14 protein-coding genes and 3 pseudogenes are annotated in these 17,536 nt (G+C 64.2%); 12 read left to right on the top strand and 5 right to left on the bottom strand.

Features of this window, described 5'->3' with window-relative positions; translation table 11 throughout:
* Positions 1 to 285: 285 nt before the first annotated feature.
* Together F6X37_RS06415 and F6X37_RS06410 are read left to right on the top strand one after the other, a co-directional pair.
* A pseudogene (locus tag F6X37_RS06415) lies at positions 286 to 576 on the top strand (LysR family transcriptional regulator); the annotation flags it as partial.
* Positions 551 to 1,069 (top strand): annotated as a pseudogene (locus F6X37_RS06410) (MFS transporter); the annotation flags it as partial. The pseudogenes F6X37_RS06415 and F6X37_RS06410, both read left to right, overlap by 26 nt.
* A gap of 42 nt (positions 1,070 to 1,111) precedes the next feature.
* Here the strand turns inward: F6X37_RS06410 and F6X37_RS06405 are convergent.
* On the bottom strand, positions 1,112 to 1,717 hold the full coding sequence (locus tag F6X37_RS06405; protein WP_187610716.1) for a peroxidase-related enzyme: 606 nt from the start codon (positions 1,715 to 1,717) through the stop codon (positions 1,112 to 1,114).
* Positions 1,718 to 1,894: 177 nt separating this feature from the next.
* Between F6X37_RS06405 and F6X37_RS06400 the strand changes: the two genes are divergently transcribed.
* From F6X37_RS06400 to F6X37_RS06390, 4 genes are all read left to right on the top strand, one after another.
* On the top strand, positions 1,895 to 2,311 hold the full coding sequence (locus F6X37_RS06400; RefSeq protein ID WP_187610715.1) for a cupin domain-containing protein: 417 nt from the start codon (positions 1,895 to 1,897) through the stop codon (positions 2,309 to 2,311).
* A gap of 467 nt (positions 2,312 to 2,778) precedes the next feature.
* Entirely contained in the window at positions 2,779 to 3,000 is a 222-nt protein-coding gene (locus F6X37_RS36710; RefSeq protein WP_026226309.1) for a hypothetical protein, read from the top strand.
* Between the two features lie 304 nt (positions 3,001 to 3,304).
* Positions 3,305 to 4,639, top strand: a complete 1,335-nt coding sequence (locus F6X37_RS06395) for a glutamine synthetase family protein (RefSeq protein WP_187610714.1) — start codon at positions 3,305 to 3,307, stop codon at positions 4,637 to 4,639.
* Between the two features lie 49 nt (positions 4,640 to 4,688).
* On the top strand, positions 4,689 to 6,143 hold the full coding sequence (locus F6X37_RS06390; RefSeq protein ID WP_187610713.1) for an aspartate aminotransferase family protein: 1,455 nt from the start codon (positions 4,689 to 4,691) through the stop codon (positions 6,141 to 6,143).
* Between the two features lie 170 nt (positions 6,144 to 6,313).
* Here the strand turns inward: F6X37_RS06390 and F6X37_RS06385 are convergent, their stop codons facing one another.
* Positions 6,314 to 6,538, bottom strand: a complete 225-nt coding sequence (locus F6X37_RS06385) for a hypothetical protein (protein ID WP_187610818.1) — start codon at positions 6,536 to 6,538, stop codon at positions 6,314 to 6,316.
* A gap of 186 nt (positions 6,539 to 6,724) precedes the next feature.
* On the opposite strand from F6X37_RS06385, the gene F6X37_RS06380 reads away from it, so the two are divergent.
* Positions 6,725 to 7,456 carry a DUF2278 family protein gene (locus F6X37_RS06380; protein WP_187610712.1) on the top strand — a complete coding sequence of 244 codons (732 nt, stop codon included), beginning with the start codon at positions 6,725 to 6,727 and terminating at the stop codon, positions 7,454 to 7,456.
* 132 nt (positions 7,457 to 7,588) lie between these two features.
* Here F6X37_RS06380 and F6X37_RS06375 read toward each other — a convergent pair whose 3' ends face one another.
* The 3 genes from F6X37_RS06375 to mdlC form a co-directional block, all read right to left on the bottom strand.
* The gene (locus tag F6X37_RS06375; protein WP_187610711.1) at positions 7,589 to 9,001 is read right to left on the bottom strand and encodes an MFS transporter; all 1,413 of its coding nucleotides are present in this window, start codon (positions 8,999 to 9,001) and stop codon (positions 7,589 to 7,591) included.
* A gap of 130 nt (positions 9,002 to 9,131) precedes the next feature.
* Positions 9,132 to 10,583, bottom strand: a complete 1,452-nt coding sequence (locus F6X37_RS06370) for an aldehyde dehydrogenase (RefSeq protein ID WP_187610710.1) — start codon at positions 10,581 to 10,583, stop codon at positions 9,132 to 9,134.
* Between the two features lie 37 nt (positions 10,584 to 10,620).
* Positions 10,621 to 12,264 carry a benzoylformate decarboxylase gene (mdlC, locus tag F6X37_RS06365; protein WP_187610709.1) on the bottom strand — a complete coding sequence of 548 codons (1,644 nt, stop codon included), beginning with the start codon at positions 12,262 to 12,264 and terminating at the stop codon, positions 10,621 to 10,623.
* 104 nt (positions 12,265 to 12,368) lie between these two features.
* On the opposite strand from mdlC, the gene F6X37_RS06360 reads away from it, so the two are divergent.
* The 5 genes and pseudogenes from F6X37_RS06360 (at position 12,369) to F6X37_RS06340 (ending at position 17,384) form a co-directional block, all read left to right on the top strand.
* Positions 12,369 to 13,286: a LysR family transcriptional regulator gene (locus F6X37_RS06360; RefSeq protein ID WP_187610708.1), complete on the top strand. Its 918-nt coding sequence runs from the start codon at positions 12,369 to 12,371 to the stop codon at positions 13,284 to 13,286.
* 128 nt (positions 13,287 to 13,414) lie between these two features.
* The gene (locus F6X37_RS06355) at positions 13,415 to 13,606 is read left to right on the top strand and encodes a 5-oxoproline transporter, DUF969 family subunit (RefSeq protein WP_410451206.1); all 192 of its coding nucleotides are present in this window, start codon (positions 13,415 to 13,417) and stop codon (positions 13,604 to 13,606) included.
* Between the two features lie 34 nt (positions 13,607 to 13,640).
* A pseudogene (locus tag F6X37_RS06350) lies at positions 13,641 to 13,814 on the top strand (5-oxoproline transporter, DUF979 family subunit); the annotation flags it as partial.
* A 10-nt stretch (positions 13,815 to 13,824) separates the two neighbouring features.
* Positions 13,825 to 14,835: a DUF2891 domain-containing protein gene (locus F6X37_RS06345; RefSeq protein WP_090806833.1), complete on the top strand. Its 1,011-nt coding sequence runs from the start codon at positions 13,825 to 13,827 to the stop codon at positions 14,833 to 14,835.
* 155 nt (positions 14,836 to 14,990) lie between these two features.
* Entirely contained in the window at positions 14,991 to 17,384 is a 2,394-nt protein-coding gene (locus tag F6X37_RS06340) for a DNA polymerase II (protein ID WP_187610707.1), read from the top strand.
* Positions 17,385 to 17,536: the final 152 nt, after the last annotated feature.

Here is a 17,536-nt window from a genome sequence, read left to right as displayed (position 1 = left end):
AGTCATCTCCTTGTGAGAAATCGTCAGAAAAACGGACGGAAGACGAGCGGGCCTCGTCGCTTTGCCGCCCTTCCTGTAGGGACGACGAACGAGGCCGCGGAAAATAGACAGGCCTCGCCATGATTTTGCAGCGGCGGCTTTTTGCGGCGATTTTGCCGGCGGTTTGACCACCCACTCGCCAGGCGCCGGCGCAAGGTATGCTTGCGCCAAACAGCAAGCTCGTTACACCCGCCAACACCACCCGGCACGCGCACCACGCACGACGCGGCGCCTTGGGGAACGCACATGCCGCTTCGTCTGCCGCCCCTGCCCGCGCTTCGCTTTTTCGAAGCGGCCGGCAGGCATCAAAGTTTCAAGCTCGCCGCCGCCGAGCTGAACGTCACGCCGAGCGCGATCAGTCACGGCATCGTCGGACTCGAGGGAGCGCTCGGCGTCGAACTGTTCGTGCGCGAGCCGCGCGGCATCTCGCTAACGGCGATTGGCGCGGATTGTCTGTCGTACGTCTCCGAGGCGTTTTCGCTGATCGCGATCGGCACGCAACGTCTGCCCAATGCCCGAGTATCTGACGCTGTGTCATATGCCGATCGGGCTGGGCGCCACCGCGCTTGCGCTGATCGGCCTGTTCAACATGGCGGGCAGTTGGGCATGCGGTTGGCTCGGCGGCCGGTTCCGCCAACATCATGTGCTCGGCTGGCTTTATCTGATTCGCAGCGCGACGATCGCCGCATTCTTCGCGCTGCCGAAAAGCGCTGTGTCCGTGGTGATTTTCGCGGCGGTGATGGGCCTCACGTGGCTCGGCACCGTACCGCTGACGAGCGGGCTAGTCGCCAAGGTGTTCGGCACCCGTCACCTCGGCAGCCTGTTCGGCGTGTGCTTTCTGAGCCATCAGATCGGCTCGTTTCTCGGCGCGTGGCTCGGTGGCCTCGTGTTCGATCTGACGGGCTCGTACTCACTGCTATGGGTAGCGACGGTCGCGGCGGGATTGATCGCGGCACTGCTGCATTTCCCGATCGACGACACCGTGGTGATGACGCCCGCGCGGCGTTCATCTCGCCCCGCGCAGGCGTGATGCGAATTGCCGATAGAGATGCTGAAGCGATTCCAGCCGAGGCTACTTTTTCGGTGTATCCGCCGCGTCTTTCGGCACACGCCCCATCAGATAGAACTCGTCGTTCGGACGCATCGAGATCACGTTGGCGATCCGGTTCGACAGCCCGAAAAACGCGGTGATTGCCGCGATGTCCCAGATGTCTTCATCGGTGAAGCCGTGGCCGCGCAGTGTCTGGAAGTCTTCTTCGTCGACCGCGCCCGACGCGCGGCACACCTTCAGCGCGAAATCGAGCATCGCCTTCTGGCGGTCCGTGATGTCGGCCTTGCGGTGATTGACCGCGACCTGATCGGCGAGCAGCGGCACTTTTTCGTAGATGCGCAGAATCGCGCCGTGGGCGACCACGCAGTAAAGACAATCGTTGACCGCGCTCGTCGCGACCACGATCATCTCCCGCTCGCCTTTCGTTAGACCGCCCTCTTTCAGCATCAACGCATCGTGATAAGCGAAGAACGCGCGGAATTCGTCGGGCCGATGCGCGAGCGTCAGAAACACGTTCGGCACGAAACCCGCTTTCTCCTGCACTTCGAGAATGCGGGCACTGATGTCTTCGGGCCACTCGCTCGGCTCGGGCACCGGGTAGCGGCTGATGGGTTGAAGCGTGGCCATGTGCTGTCTCCGTGATCTCTGTCGGGGTATGCCGACCATTGTAGCAACGCGATTTCGCGCTCGCCCGCGCTTCACCAGGTCCGCTCGATCACGTCCGACATTGCCGCCCGTATCGTCTAGACTTTCAGTTCGGCATGCGTGAAGCCGCCCGGCACGGCGGCGACGAAAGGAGTGACCATGTCAAACGATACGCACGACGCGCGGGCCCCGGTGGTCAAGGTGCGGCCCGAACGGGAAATCGCGACGATGCAGCAGTTGCCCTATTTCGTCGGCATTTCGGCGGGCACCGCGGGCAGCACCGGGCTGTCGATGTACATGGTCGTGGTCCCGCCTGGCGGCCATGCGGAGCCGCACTTTCACGCCGACTACGAGACGGCGATCTATATGCTCGAAGGCAAGATCGAGACGCGCTACGGCCCGGGCTTGCGCGAGTCGGTCATCACCGAGCCGGGCGACTTCCTGTTCATTCCGCCGGGCGTGCCGCATCAGCCGTTCAATCTCGACGCGAACGCCGCGGCGCGCGCGATCGTCGCGCGCAATCACGCGGAGGAGCATGAGCGCGTGGTGCCCTATGATCCGTCCGAGGATGCGTGAGGCAACGGGCCTCTTCCCGGACCGCCTCGCCTGAAGCGAGGCAAATCATGCTTCTCAAACCGGTTTGATCCACTTGCCGCGCGGCGCATGCAGGCCGCGCCGCGTCGTGCGCCGCGCCCATTCGTCGGTCGCGCGCGACTTCGTCGGCGTTCTTTCACAACGCCGACTCGCCACCTGTGCTAAAGCCGACCAGAACCGCCGCGAAGATCACCGCACGTCTCGCGGAGTGAATGAACAGTAGACGAAACATGCGGCATCACGCTCGATGCCGCTTTGCCAAAATCTAAAAATAAATTGACGGCATTTTTAGCTCGTATATCCTAGCTAGTGGGAGATCTTGTGGGCGGCGCGGCGAATTAAGCTAGTACCGTTTCTTCTCGATCAACCCGTGTCCTGTTTCTTCAATATCCGCTGTGGATTCGAAACAGGCCGTTCAATACCCTCAACTACGCCAGTCGAGTGTCATCGTGAGAGTCCGAGGCCCTTTGGTGAATTGGAATCGCAGTCAGGCGCGTTGTACTTGCGCTGACGGCGCCAGCGCCGACGGCAGCAACGGCAGCCTTGCGTTTCGCCGCTTTCTGTCCGTCATCACAGTCCTGTCGCGTCGTTCCGTTCGACGCCGCAACGTCCTCTCCGCGCGCGCGTTCATCGCGGTGCGCACAGACGAAGTCGCTTCGCTGCTGCCGTAGCGCCTCTCGTCTTTCTCTTTTCGCTGCTCGATTCGTCCGTTTGCTCGCGTTTTCGCGAGTTGGCTGCTTGCGTCCGCGCGGCACTGACTGATCACCGCGCATCGCGACGGATTCAGTCGAACCGCTTCTAATCGGTAAGCGCTGCGCGTTATTGCGCGGATTCGCTTTGGCGTCGACTCGCCTTGACGTTTTCCCACCTCGCCGCGCGATATTTCGCACCTTCGGCGACGCGTGTCGCCAGCGCATGCATACACGAAACCCTGCACCATGACCCAGGTCGCGGACCAAAACAGAGAGAACAATCATGCATGACATCGACGAATTTCTGAAAAAGCATCATGTCACCGAAATCGAAGCAATTATTCCGGACATGGCCGGCATCGCGCGCGGCAAGATCATTCCGCGCAGCAAGTTCGAATCGGGCGAGTCGATGCGTCTGCCGCAGGCGGTGATGATCCAGACCGTCACCGGCGACTATCCGCAAAGCGATTCGCTGACCGGCGTCACCGATCCCGATATGGTGTGCGTACCCGACGCGAGTACGATCCGGATGATTCCGTGGGCAGTCGACCCGACCGCGCAGGTGATTCACGATTGCGTGCATTTCGACGGCACCCCGGTCGAAATCTCGCCGCGCTGTGTGTTGCGGCGCGTGCTCGATCTATATAAGGCGCGCGGCTGGAAACCGGTGATCGCGCCGGAGCTCGAGTTCTATCTGGTCGACATGAACCGCGATCCCGATCTGCCGTTGCAACCGCCGGTCGGACGCACGGGTCGCGCCGAAACCGGACGCCAGGCGTATTCGATCGAAGCGGTCAACGAATTCGACCCGTTGTTCGAAGACATCTACGAGTACTGCGACGTGCAGGAACTCGAAGTCGATACGCTGATACACGAAGTCGGCGCCGCGCAGATGGAAATCAACTTCATGCACGGCGATCCGCTCAAGCTCGCGGACAGTGTGTTTCTCTTCAAGCGCACCGTGCGCGAAGCGGCGTTGCGTCACAAGATGTACGCGACTTTCATGGCGAAGCCGATGGAAGGTGAGCCGGGCTCGGCGATGCACATGCATCAAAGCCTCGTCGATATGGAAACCGGCCGCAATCTCTTCACCGCCGCCGACGGCGAGCCGACCTCGCTGTTCACCGGCTATATCGCCGGCTTGCAGAAATACACACCGGCGCTGATGCCGATCTTCGCGCCGTACATCAATTCGTACCGGCGTCTGTCGCGTTTCATGGCCGCGCCGATCAATGTCGCGTGGGGTTATGACAATCGCACGGTCGGCTTCCGGGTTCCGCATTCCGCGCCGGTCGCGCGCCGCATCGAGAACCGGATTCCGGGTGTCGATTGCAATCCGTATCTGGCGATTGCCGCGACCTTGGCGGCGGGCTATCTCGGCATCACGCAGCGGCTCGCCGCGACCGAACCGCTGGCGAGCGACGGCTATGCTCTGCCCTATCAATTACCGCGCAATCTCGAAGAAGGCTTGACGTCGATGAGCGCGTGCGAACCGATTGCCGAAGTACTCGGCGAGCAGTTCGTCCGCGCGTATCTCGCGTTGAAAGAGACCGAATACGAAGCGTTTTTCCGCGTGATCAGTTCGTGGGAACGCCGGCATTTGCTGCTGCACGTTTGAGTGCTGCGGGCCAATCGGTCAATGAGAACCTTGAAAAGACGGAGGCAGTATGAGCTATAAGACTGAAGACGTGATGTATACGCAAAAGGAAACGTCGCAGCATGGCGGCACGAAGGACGCGCCGACCTCGCAAGCCACATCGCGCAGCACCGCCGAATACCGCGCGCTCGATGCCGCGCATCACATCCATCCGTTCTCGGATATGGGCTCGCTCAATCGCGCGGGTTCTCGCGTGATCGTCAAGGCCCAAGGCGTGTACCTGTGGGACTCGGAGGGCAACAAGATCATCGACGGCATGGCGGGACTGTGGTGCGTGAACGTCGGCTACGGCCGCCAGGAACTGCCCGACGCCGCATTCCGGCAGATGCGGGAACTGCCGTACTACAACACGTTCTTCAAGACGACGCATCCGCCCGTGATTGAACTGTCTGCCCTGCTCGCCGAACTGACGCCCGCCCCATTCAATCACTTCTTCTACTGCAACAGCGGCTCGGAAGGCAACGACACCGTGCTGCGCATCGTCCATCAATACTGGGCGACGCACCGACAGCCCGCGAGGAAGTTCGTCATCGCGCGCAAAAACGCTTATCACGGGTCGACGATCGCGGGCGGCACGCTCGGCGGCATGGCTTATATGCATGAGCAGATGCCATCGAAAGTCGAGAACATCGTGCATATCGATCAGCCCTATTTCTTCGGCGAAGCGGCAAGCGATCAGACGGCGGAAGAATTCGCGCTGGCTCGCGCGCGGCAGCTCGAAGCGAAGATTCTCGAACTCGGTGCGGACAATGTCGCCGCATTTATCGGTGAGCCTTTCCAGGGAGCGGGCGGCGTGATTTTTCCGGCTGAGACGTATTGGCCGGAAATCGAGCGCATTTGCCGCAAGTACGACGTGCTGCTCGTCGCGGACGAAGTGATCGGCGGCTTCGGCCGAACCGGCGAATGGTTCGCGCATCAGCACTTCGGCTTCGAGCCGGACCTGATCACGCTCGCGAAGGGACTGACGAGCGGTTACGTGCCGATGGGAGCTGTCGGTCTACATGATCGCGTCGCCCGCGCACTGATCGACAACGGTGACTTCAATCATGGCCTCACCTACTCCGGGCATCCGGTCGCGGCGGCCGTCGCGCTTGCGAATCTGAAACTGCTGCGCGACGAGAGGATCGTGGAGCGCGTCAAAGTGGATACGGGTCCGTACTTTCAGAACAAACTGCGTGAGACGTTCGCCGGTCATCCTATCGTTGGCGAGATCAGCGGCGCGGGCCTCGTGGCGGGCGTGCAACTCGCCGAGGAGCCGCTCGGGCGCAAGCGCTTCGCGAATGGCGGCGATGTCGGTACGATGTGCCGCGACTTCTGCTTCAACGGCAATCTGATCATGCGCGCGAGCGGCGACCGGATGTTGCTGTCGCCGCCGCTCGTGGTCAGCCGGCCGGAAATCGACGAAATCGTCTCAAAGGCAAAAGCGGCGATCGATGCGACCGCGCGACAGGTGGGCATCCGATAGCACTGCGTGGTTGCGATTCAGTTTCCCTCAGCCGTCGAGTGCCCGCACAGCCTTCAAATCGCCGGTCAGCCGCAGGATCGCACCGATCATCCGCCCCCCGTGACCGCCGCCGGAATGCGCGGCGGTCCTACTTTACGTTGTACCGGTCGCGCGAGCGTTCCAGGTTATGGTCAGAAAGGCCACCAGCCCTTACCGCCGTTGCCTGCATCATGGTCCGGGTGCGACCCGTCATGATGCCCGTGCGTGTCGGAGTCCCGGTCGAAGTCGAAAAGATCGAACAGGTCGCCGATCGCGGGCGCATTGACCGGGCGACTTCGTTCCGTCGAGCACCCCTCGTTGATCTGTTCGACGGCCGCCTGGCCCGTCAGCCGTCGTCCGGCGCGAGGAAATGCCACGCCTTGTCCTTGCGCGTCTCCAACCCGTAGCGCCACGCGTGATGACCATTGCTCGCACACCGCAATAGCGTCGGGATAAAAACATTGCAAGCGTATGACAGCGAGTGCGGTTGTCTATCGACGTGTAGCACCGTATGCTTGGATACGTCGCTTTCCGTTCGTCAACTTCGAGAAGGTCATTCAGTCATGAACGAATACTGCATGTTCAAGGGAAAACTGCTGCGCGCGGCGCCTTTCAAAGATTCGTATATAGGCAGTCCGCACTATGTGATCACGGTGACCGGCAACGACAACACGCCATTCAACATCGTCGTCAATTCGGCGTCGACGCAACCGGGCGCAAGCGGTAACGACGACGTGTACTTCTATGCCGATCTGAACTTCGCCGATCCACTCACCGCGAAACTGCAGCCCCTGACCCTCGGCCTCTACACGAGCGGCTTTCCACGGCTCGATTACTTCCAGGACAGCAGCCTGCTCGACATTCACCGCATGCGGCCCGTCCCCTACGAGGATCAAAACGGCAACCGCGCCGACGTCAACGACATCATCGACGAAATCCTCACCATCGACGAAAGCAAGCCGTCGCAAAGTCTGCCCTACGACAACGGCAGCGGCCAGTTGCACAACCGCGATTTCTGGACACCGACCACCGCGGGCATCGTGGTCTACGGGTTCGGCTTTCTGTTTCTGCCGAAGAAGGACGGTCTTCACGAGACTCACATGAATCAGGGCAATCCGCGCGGCCCGCATTACAACGAAAACGGCGCGTTCCAGGACGGCGCGGTGATCGTGCAGCGCGCCGATGGGTTTGCCGCGATGTTTACCGCGTTTCAGACACAGTATTTGCCGACCAATGCGGCCGGCGATCCGGCGGCGAATGCAGTGGCGTTGCCGGTTTATATTCAGCAAGGTTGATAGCGTCGCTCGTGCATGGGGCAAGTGGAAACCGCCGCGATGCGCGGGAAACAGGTTCTTGCAAAGGGGAAAACCAGATCGCGCGCAAAAGTCCCTCGCGATACGAACGCACCGCGAGAGACGTCGCGTCGATCAGCGCGCGCTCGCGGCGCCGCGACGCGGAATATGCCGCTGCACCACCGCCAGCGCGATCAGCACGATGACCATTGCGATACCGAGCATCAGCAGATAGCCCGATGCGCCACCGGCCGTGATCACCGCGGCCCCGGCGAATGCGCTCAGAATCGCGCCGACGCGGCCGAACGCGAGTGCCGACGCGGTGCCCGTCGCCCGCACGCTGGTCGGATAGACGTATGCGCACAGCGCGTACATCGTCGATTGCACCGCATTGACGAACAGACCGTGCAAGCCGAGACCGACGATCATCAACGCCGTATGCTGCGTCGCGCTGACGCCGAGCAGCATCCATGCACTCGCGACGCCGCCCGCGCAGCACAGCAGCAGCGGCCAGCGCGAGCCGTAGCGCCCGATCGCCAGCGCGCACAGCACCGCGCCGATTACGCCGCCGAGGTTGTACGCGCTCAGGCCATAGCCCGCGAGCGACACGCTCAAGCCCTCACTCGTCAGCATCGACGGCAGCCAGCTGAACGCCGCATACACCGCGAGCAGGCACATGAAGAACGCGCCCCAGATCGCGACGGTGTCGCGCGAACGGCCATCGAGGAACAGCGCGGCAAAGCCGACGTGTTTCTCAGCACTTTGTTCGCGCACATCGGTGAAGCTCGCATCGGCCGACACGTCGCGCGCCATGCGCCGCAGCAGCTTCACGAGTTCGGGCCAGCGATGCGGACGGCGTGCCAGAAAACGCGGCGATTCCGGCAGCGCCGCGAGCAGGACGAGGGCGAGCACGAGCGGCAGCACGCCACCCGCTACGAACAGACCGCGCCAGCCATAAACCGGCAGCATCTGGCCGGCGAACAATCCGGCGACCATACCGCCCAGCGGCACGCACAGAATGGTCGCCGTCACCGCGAAGGTACGAAAACGCGCGGGCGTGAACTCGGCGGTCAGCGTGGTCGACGTCGGCAGCGCGCCGCCGATGCCGAGCCCCGCGATAAAGCGCAGCGCCGCAATGGCCGCGACGTTCGGCGCGAGACTGATCGCGCAGGTCGCCAGGCCGAACACGAACACGCTGCCGATCACCGCCCAGCGGCGGCCGAAGCGATCGGCGAACAGCCCCGCGAACGCGCTGCCGATACCCATGCCGACCAGCCCCGACGCAACCACCGGCGCAAATGCGTTGCGCGTGATGCCCCACTCCTTGGTCAGCATCGGAATCGCGAAGCCGATCAGTTGGCTGTCGAAACCGTCGACGACGATCGACAGCGCCGCGAGCACCACCGCGATTTTCTGCAGCAACGTGTAGGGGCCGTCGTCGAGTGCATGACCGATGTCGACCGTGTTGCCGCCGCGCGCGATGCCGGCGAGCGCCGCGTCGTCGCGCGCGGTCGCGGTCGAGGCCGAAGCGGGAGGAACGAAACTCATGAACCTGTCTCCGTTGTTTGCGCTGCACGCGCGTTGTTCGATTTTTTTTGCTGTCGGCAGTACGGTGCGACGCGATGGGCCGCCTCGGCGAGCTGGCCGCCGAACAGCGAGCCCATCGCGTCGCTCCTCATCAGAACGGATAGTGACGCGGCGTCGTTTGCAGCGTGACCCAGCGCAGATCGGTGAATTCCGCGATCCCCGCCTTGCCGCCGAAGCGGCCGAAGCCACTCGCCTTCACGCCGCCGAACGGCATCTGCGCTTCGTCGTGCACGGTCGGGCCGTTCACGTGACAAATGCCCGACTCGATGCGTTTAGCGACGTTCAGCGCGCGCGCCGTGTCGCGGCTGAACACCGCCGCCGACAGGCCGTATTCGTTGTCGTTCGCACACGCGATTGCGGCTTCCTCGCCACGCACGCGCACGATCGGTTTGACCGGCCCGAACGATTCGTCGTGATAGATGCGCATGTCCGGCGTCACGCGATCGAGCAGCGTCGCGGGCATCAGCGTGGTTTCGCTCTTGCCGCCGCACACGAGCGTCGCGCCTTTGGCGAGCGCGTCGTCGATCAGCGCGTTGCAGCGCTCGACCGTGCTCATGTCGACTACCGAGCCGAGCACGACCGGCCCCTTGCGCGGATCGCCGAGTGGCAGCGCGCGCGAGCGCGCGGCGAGCCGCTCGACGAACGCATCGGCGATGCTGTCGTCGACGATGATCCGCTCGGTCGACATGCAGATCTGCCCGGAATTCGCGAACGCGCCGAACACGGCCGCATCGACCGCGGCGCCGATGTCGGCGTCGTCGAGCACGACGAGCGGCGCCTTGCCGCCTAGTTCGAGCACGCAGGGCTTCAGATTGCGCGCGCACGTTTCGGCGATCAGGCGGCCCACGCGCGTCGAGCCCGTGAAGTTCACGCGACGCACGGCCGGGTGTCCGATCATCGCGTCGACGATGCGCGCGGCGTCGGCCGGCGCATTGGTCACGAAATTCACGGTGCCGCGTGGCAGATCCGCCTCCTGCATCGCCTCGATGATGAGACCGTGCGTGGCCGGGCAGATCTCCGAGCCCTTCAGCACGACCGTGTTGCCGCACGCGAGCGGCAGCGCGATCGCGCGGACCGCGAGTATCACCGGCGCGTTCCACGGCGCGATGCCGAGCACGACGCCCGCGGGCTGACGCACGCCCATCGCGAGACTGCCGGGGACGTCGGATGGGATCAGTTCGCCGGCGATCTGCGTGGTCAGCGCGGCGGCCTCGATCAGCCCGGCCGCCGCGAGATGCACGTTGAAGCCGGCCCAGATGCCCGACGCGCCGGTCTCGGCGGCCATCGCGGCCGCGAAGGCGTCGGCCTTCGCTTCGAGCGCGTGCGCGGCCTTCGTCAGCAGAGCACGGCGCTCGCTCGGTCCGAGCGCGGACCACACCGGAAATGCGGCCGCGGCGGCATCGACGGCGGCCACGGCATCTTCGACGGTCGCGGCCGGCGCGCGCGTCGCGACTTCGCCGTCGAGCGGACTGCGGCGCTCGAAGCTCGCGCCGTTGCGCGCCTGTGTCTGCTCGCCGCCGATCAGCATCGATACGTTTTTCATCGTAGGTCTCTCTCCTGTTCGTGAATGGGAAGCGCCGTTACGCGACGATCGCTTCGACGAGCGTGGGACCGCTTTTCACGTCACCGTCGGTCAGCGCGCGACGCAACACGTCGGCAAGTTCAGCCGCCTCGCTGACGCGCACGCCAGGGCAACCCATGCCCGCCGCGATCGTCACGAAGTCGAGGCCCGGCAGGTCCGTGCCCTGCACGGTCTCGCCAGGCGCGAAACCGAACACCGGCGCGAAATCCTGCAACGCCGCGTAGCGCGTGTTGTTCAGGATCACGAATGTGATCGGTAGCTGCATCTGCACCGCGCTCCAGATCGCCTGAATCGAGTACATGCTTGAACCGTCGCCGATCAGAGCGATCACGCGCTCGCCCGGCCGGGCAAGCGCAACGCCGAGCGCCGCCGGCATACCGTAGCCGAGGCCGCCGCTGTCCATCGTCAGGAACGTGCCGGCGCGCGCGATCGGCAGATAGGTCTGCATGATGGGCCGCGAACTCGGCGCTTCCTCGACGACCATGCCATCGGGATCGCGCACTTCGGCGAGCGTCTGCAACGCGAACGCGACCGACATCCGCTCGCCCCGCGCGGGCGGCAGCGCGCGCGGCGCCACCGCGCGCGGCGCGGGCAACTCGCGCGCTTTGGGCGCGGCGCGCGCGAGCAGATCCTGCACGCCGAGCCGCACGTTGCCGACCGCGGCGATGCCCTGCGGCGTCCATGCGGCAATGCCCGGATCGTCGATCAACTGACACAGCCGCGAGCCCGGCGGCACATGCGGACCATTGCCTTCGACGTGATACGTGAACGCTGGCGCGCCGATCACGAAGATCGCGTCGTGCGCGCCGAGCAACTCGACGATGCGCTCACGCAGCGCCGGCAAAAAGCCCGCGAACAGCCGGTGCGTTTCGGGGAAGCTGCAACGTCCGGTCATCGGCGCGACGTAGACGCGCGCGGAATGCCGCTCCGCGAGGCGCACGACTTCAGCCGCCGCGTCCGCGCGATCGACCGCGCCACCGACCACGAACGCGGGCCGCTCGCACGCGTCGAGCACCGTGCCGATGCGTTCGAGCATCGCCGGATCGGGTCGCATGATGTGCGCGACCTCGCGGTCGGCCACGCGCTCGGCCGGCTGATCCCAGTCGTCGGCGGGAATCGACACGAACACCGGGCCGCGCGGCTCCTGCATCGCGATCGCGTACGCACGCGCGATCGCGAGCGGCACATCCTGCGCGCGAGCCGGCTCGATGCTCCACTTCACGTAGGGCTTCGGCAATTCGGTGGCCTGCGTCGCGGCGAGGAACGGTTCGAACGGCAGGATCGAGCGGGCCTGCTGACCCGCGGTGACGACGAGCGGCGTGCGGTTGCGAAACGCCGTGAAGATATTGCCCATCGCATTGCCGACGCCCGCCGCCGAATGCAGGTTCACGAACGCCGCGTTGCCGGTGGTCTGCGCGTAGCCGTCGGCCATGCCGACCACGACCGCTTCCTGAAGACCGAGCACGTAGCGGAAATCCGCGGGGAAATCGCGGAACATCGGCAGCTCGGTCGAGCCCGGGTTCGCGAAGATCGTCGTCATGCCGACGCGGCGCGCGAAGTCGATGACCGCGTCGCGTACGGTCCACGGCGTGCTCTGTTCTTTTGCGTGTGCCTGATTCTGCTGCGGCGCGCTGCTTGTCATGCGAAGTCTCCTGTCAGGTGAGCGCGGAAAATCGAATGGCCATTATCACGGCCGCCGGGGTAGCCGAAAATTGCCCAATTCGCAAAAAGGCATTACCTTTCGGCATGACTTACAACCTGCAACAACTGCAGGCGTTCGCGGTGATCGTCGAGAGCGGCAGCCTCGGACGCGCCGCCGAAGCGCTGCACATCACACAGCCGGCCTTGAGCCGGACCATCCGCCGTCTCGAGGAACAGGTCGGCGCGCCGCTGTTCGAGCGGCATTCGCGCGGCATGCATTTGACCGCGGTCGGCGAGGCGCTGCTGCCGCACGCGAACCTGTTGCAACGCGAAGCCGAACAGGCGCGCGAGGAAATCGACGCGATGCGCGGCCTCGCGCGCGGCACGATCCGCGTCGGCGCGGTCGGCAGCATCGCGAGCCTCGTGCTGCCGCTCGCGGTGAGCGGCGTGTTGACGAAGTGGACGAACCTGCGCGTGGAGATCATCGAGGGCGTGTGGGACCGGCTCGCCGATGCGCTCGTCAAACGTCAGATCGATCTCGCGCTCAGCATGGCCGTGCCCGATACCGACGAGATCACCGCGATCGCCGATTGCCGCTGGGAAGACGCGAGCTACGTGGTCGCCGCGCTCGATCATCCGCTGCGGCGCAAGCCCGACCTCACGCTCGCCGACACGCTGGGCGAACGCTGGGCGATTCCGCCGCGCGGCACCGGCCCGTTCGAGCACATGCAGAGTGTGTTTGCCGAGCGCGGGCTGGGACTGCCGAACGTCGTCGTCGAAACGCGCTCGGTCACGGCGCTGAAGAGCCTGGTCGCGCGTTCGGGCTTTCTGAGCTGGATGGCGTCGACGATGTACGTGACCGAAAGCAAGGCCGGCGTGTTCGATACGCTCGGCGTCCCAGGCGTGGTCGGGCGGCGCACGTTGACCGCGTTCCGGCGGCGCCAGGGGATTCTGCCGAGCCCGGCGGTCAAGCTGCTGGAGCAGTTGCGGCAGTTGACGGCGGAGGGTATGACCGCGGGTTGATCGTTTCCCGCACACGCGCCACTTTCTCGGCGTTTACCCGATAAGTAGATTTTATCGACTATTTATCAATAAAGTCTCGCGTCAGATTCCATCGCCATGCGTCGAGGAAACGAAGTAAGGAGAGCCGGATGGGGGTTTTGATTGACGTGCCGATCGTGGCACTCGGCTTGCGCTTCAACGCGCTGCTGGTGGTGACGATCGCGGGCGTCGCGACCGGGATAGCCGGCGGCTTGCAGACGGTGGAGATCGTCAGCGCGTTTGGGCGCCTGCATGCGGCCACCACCGGCCGCGTGCTCTCATCACGCTGGTCGGTACGCTGACGCTCAAGTACGCGCCTTTCGTCGAAACGAAGAATCCGGTTTCTGCGGCACGCTGATGACGCCGATGGCGGCGAACTTCAACATCGTCCCCGCCGCGCTGCTCGAACTGAAGGACCAGAACGGCGTGATCAAGGCGCAATGGCCGACCGCTTTACTATTGCCGATCGTCAACACCATACTGTCGTACGTGTTCGTATTCCGCTTCTGAGGAACCGCCGATGACCACCCAGCTCACCCGCGAATTCGCGTCCAGATTCGCCAATGTCGCGCTCGCCCACCTCACGCGCGAATACCCGAACAAGCTCACGCACTCGCTCGAAGGACCGCAGGACGTGCAGGGTCCGCGCGCCTTGCATCCGATCTTCTACGGCAGCTACGACTGGCATTCGTGCGTGCACGGTTACTGGCTGATCCTGCATCTGCTCGAACGCTTCCCCGATCTGCCCGAGGCCGCGCGCATCGTCGCCGTGGTCGACGAGCATTTCACCGCGGCGAACGTCGCCGGCGAACTCGCGTATCTGGAGCTGCCGCACAACCGCGGCTTCGAGCGGCCGTATGGCTGGGCGTGGCTGCTCGCGCTCGGCGCGCAGTTGCAGTCGATGAAAATCTCGGAAGCCGCGCGCTGTGCGAAGACGTTCGCGCCGCTCACTCAGGCGTTCGTCGAGCGCTTCGAGGAGTTCCTGCCGAAAGCAACCTATCCGCTGCGCGTCGGCACTCACTTCAACATGGCGTTCGCGCTCGCGCTGACGCTCGATTTCGCGCGGCAAACCTCGCGCGAATCGCTCGAGGCGCTGATCGTCAGCACCGCGGAGCGCTGGTATCTGGACGACGTCGCGTGTCAGGCATGGGAGCCGGCCGGCGACGAATTCCTGTCGCCGTCGCTGATGGAAGCGGAGTTGATGCGGCGTGTGTTGCCGTCGGCGCAGTTCACCGACTGGTTCGGACGCTTCCTGCCGGACCTCGGCGCGAAAAAACCGGCGACGCTGTTCGAGCCCGTCACCGTGACCGATCGCAGCGACGGCAAGATCGCGCATCTGGACGGCCTCAATCTGAGCCGCGCGTGGTGCCAGCGCGCGCTCGCGCGTGCGCTGCCCGCCGGCGACGTGCGTCGCACCGTGCTGTTCGATGCGGCCGAGCGTCATCTGCACAGCGCGCTGCCGCATGTGACCGGCGACTACATGGGCGAGCACTGGCTCGCCACGTTCGCGACGCTGGCGCTCGAAGCTTGAGCGAACCGGGAACGAACTGAACCGGCTTTGAAGGGATTAAGCCGGGCTGGTTGGGGCGCTTCAGTACGAAGCGCCCTTTTCATGGCCCGTTCAACAGTCCCTGCCTGCGGCGGTAAAATCGCGCAAGGCGATTGCGCCGCTTTAAAGGTGGAAGTTTGACTGAGTTCGAGCAGGGTTTCATTTTGACCCGACATTGGCGGGACACGCCCGCCGGCACGGAAATCGAGTTCTGGCTGGCCACGGACAGCGGGCCGCGGCACATCCGTCTGCGCCCTCAGCCGTCCGTCGCCTTCATTTCGGCCGAACATCGCGAACGCGCCGAAACGATCCTGCGCCGCGACGCGCCGCTCGATCTGCGTTCGCTCGAATTGCGCGACTTCCAGCATCGGCCGGTCAGCGGGCTTTACTGTGCGCAATACCGGCAATTGAAGGGCTTCGAGAAGCGCCTCAGAGAAGGCGGTGTCGATGTCTACGAAGCCGATATCCAGCCGCCCGAGCGCTACATGACGGAGCGCTTCATCACCGCGCCGGTGTGGTTCAGCGGCGTGCCGCAGCAGAATGGTCCGGGGCTCGATGGCCCCTGGCTCGACAGCGAACTCAAACCGTCCAACGACTATCGTCCGCCGTTGAAGCTCGTGTCGCTCGACATCGAAACGAGCGCGCATGCCGAGCTATATTCGATCGCGCTCGAAGGCTGCGGCGAGCGGCAGGTGTATATGCTTGGGCCGCCGAATGGCAACCTCGGCAACGTCACCGACGCCATCGACTTGAAGCTCGAATACTGCGAAACCCGCGCACAGCTGCTCGAAAAACTGATCGAGTGGATGGAGCGGCACGATCCCGATGCGATCATCGGCTGGAACCTCGTGCAGTTCGATCTGAAGGTACTGCAACAACATGCCGGGCAGTATCGCGTGCCGCTGCGCATCGGACGAGGCGGCGCGGTGATGGAGTGGCGCGAACACGGCGTCACGCGCAATCACTTTTTCGCGGGCGTGGCGGGTCGTTGGGTCATCGACGGCATCGAGGCATTGCGTTCGGCGACGTGGAGCTTCCCGTCGTTCAGCCTCGAATACGTGTCGCGCTCGGTGCTGGGCGAAGGCAAAGCGATCGACAATCCGTATCAGCGCATGGACGAAATCCAGCGCCGCTTCGACCAAGACAAGCCCGCGCTCGCGCGTTACAACCTGAAGGACTGCGAGCTCGTCACGCGTATCTTCGCGAAGACCGAGTTGCTGCCGTTCCTGCTCGAACGCGCGACCGTGACCGGCCTGCCCGCCGATCGCAGCGGCGGCTCGGTCGCGGCGTTCACGCATCTGTACATGCCGCGCATGCATCGGCAGGGCTATGTCGCGCCGAATCTCGGCGACGTGGCCGGCGCCGCGAGCCCCGGCGGCTTCGTGATGGATTCGCGGCCCGGGCTCTACGACTCGGTGCTCGTGCTCGACTACAAGAGCCTGTATCCGTCGATCATCCGCACGTTTCTGATCGACCCGCTCGGTCTGGTCGAAGGCATGCTGCATCCCGACGACGCGAGCTCGGTGCCGGGCTTTCTCGGCGCGCGCTTTTCACGCACGCGTCACTGCTTACCGTCGATCGTCGCGCAGGTGTGGCAGGCACGCGAAGCGGCCAAGCGCGAGCACAACAAGCCGCTGTCGCAGGCGCTGAAGATCATCATGAACGCGTTCTATGGCGTGCTAGGCTCGACCGGCTGCCGCTTCTTCGATCCGCGGCTTGCGTCGTCGATCACGATGCGCGGCCACGAGATCATGCACACGACACGCGAGCTGATCGAGGCGCAAGGCTACGAAGTGATTTACGGCGACACCGATTCGACCTTCGTCTGGCTCAGGCACGCGCATGACGAGGAAGACGCCGCGCGCATCGGCCGCGCGCTCGTCGAACATATCAACGCGGCGTGGCGGCAGAAGCTGCAGGCGCGCTTCGGTATCGACAGTGCGTTGGAACTGCAGTTCGAGCGGCACTATCGGCGCTTTTTCATGCCGACGGTGCGCGGTGCCGAGGAAGGCAGCAAGAAACGCTACGCAGGACTTACGGTATTGCCGGACGGCCGCGAGGACGTGGTCTACAAAGGGCTCGAAACCGTGCGCACCGATTGGACGCCGCTTGCGCAGCAGTTTCAGCAGGAACTGTATCGGCGCATCTTCAAGCAGCAGCCGTATCAGGATTACGTGCGCGACTATGTGCGCGATACGCTCGCCGGCCGGCTCGACGATCAGCTCGTCTATCGCAAGCAGTTGCGCAGACCGATCGACGCTTACGAGCGCAACGTGCCACCGCATGTGCGCGCGGCACGCGTCGCCGATGAGTTCAATCGCCGGCAGGGACGTCCGCTGCAATATCAGAACGGCGGCTGGATCAGCTACGTGATGACGGTGGCCGGCCCCGAGCCGCTCGAAACGCTGCGCTCGGCGATCGACTACGAGCACTATCTGACGCGGCAATTGCAGCCGGTTGCCGACGCGATTCTGCCGTTGCTACGCGACGATTTCACGACGCTGATGTCGGGGCAGAAGCAGTTGTTCTGATCGGGGCGGCGAACGCGCGGCTGCGAGCATGGACGAATTGCCTACTTCACCATGGACGGCGGCTCGGCCTCTTCATCGGAGTGCGTGTCATGCACAGCAAAGGTGCGGCAGGGCGAGTTGCCGCGGGTCGCGTATCGCATGCTCCGCGCTCT

This window comes from Paraburkholderia sp. 31.1, from assembly GCF_014397645.1.
Classification (GTDB): domain Bacteria; phylum Pseudomonadota; class Gammaproteobacteria; order Burkholderiales; family Burkholderiaceae; genus Paraburkholderia; species Paraburkholderia tuberum.
The sequence above is the reverse complement of the archived record's forward strand: the minus strand, read 5'-3'. Positions and strand labels throughout refer to the sequence as shown.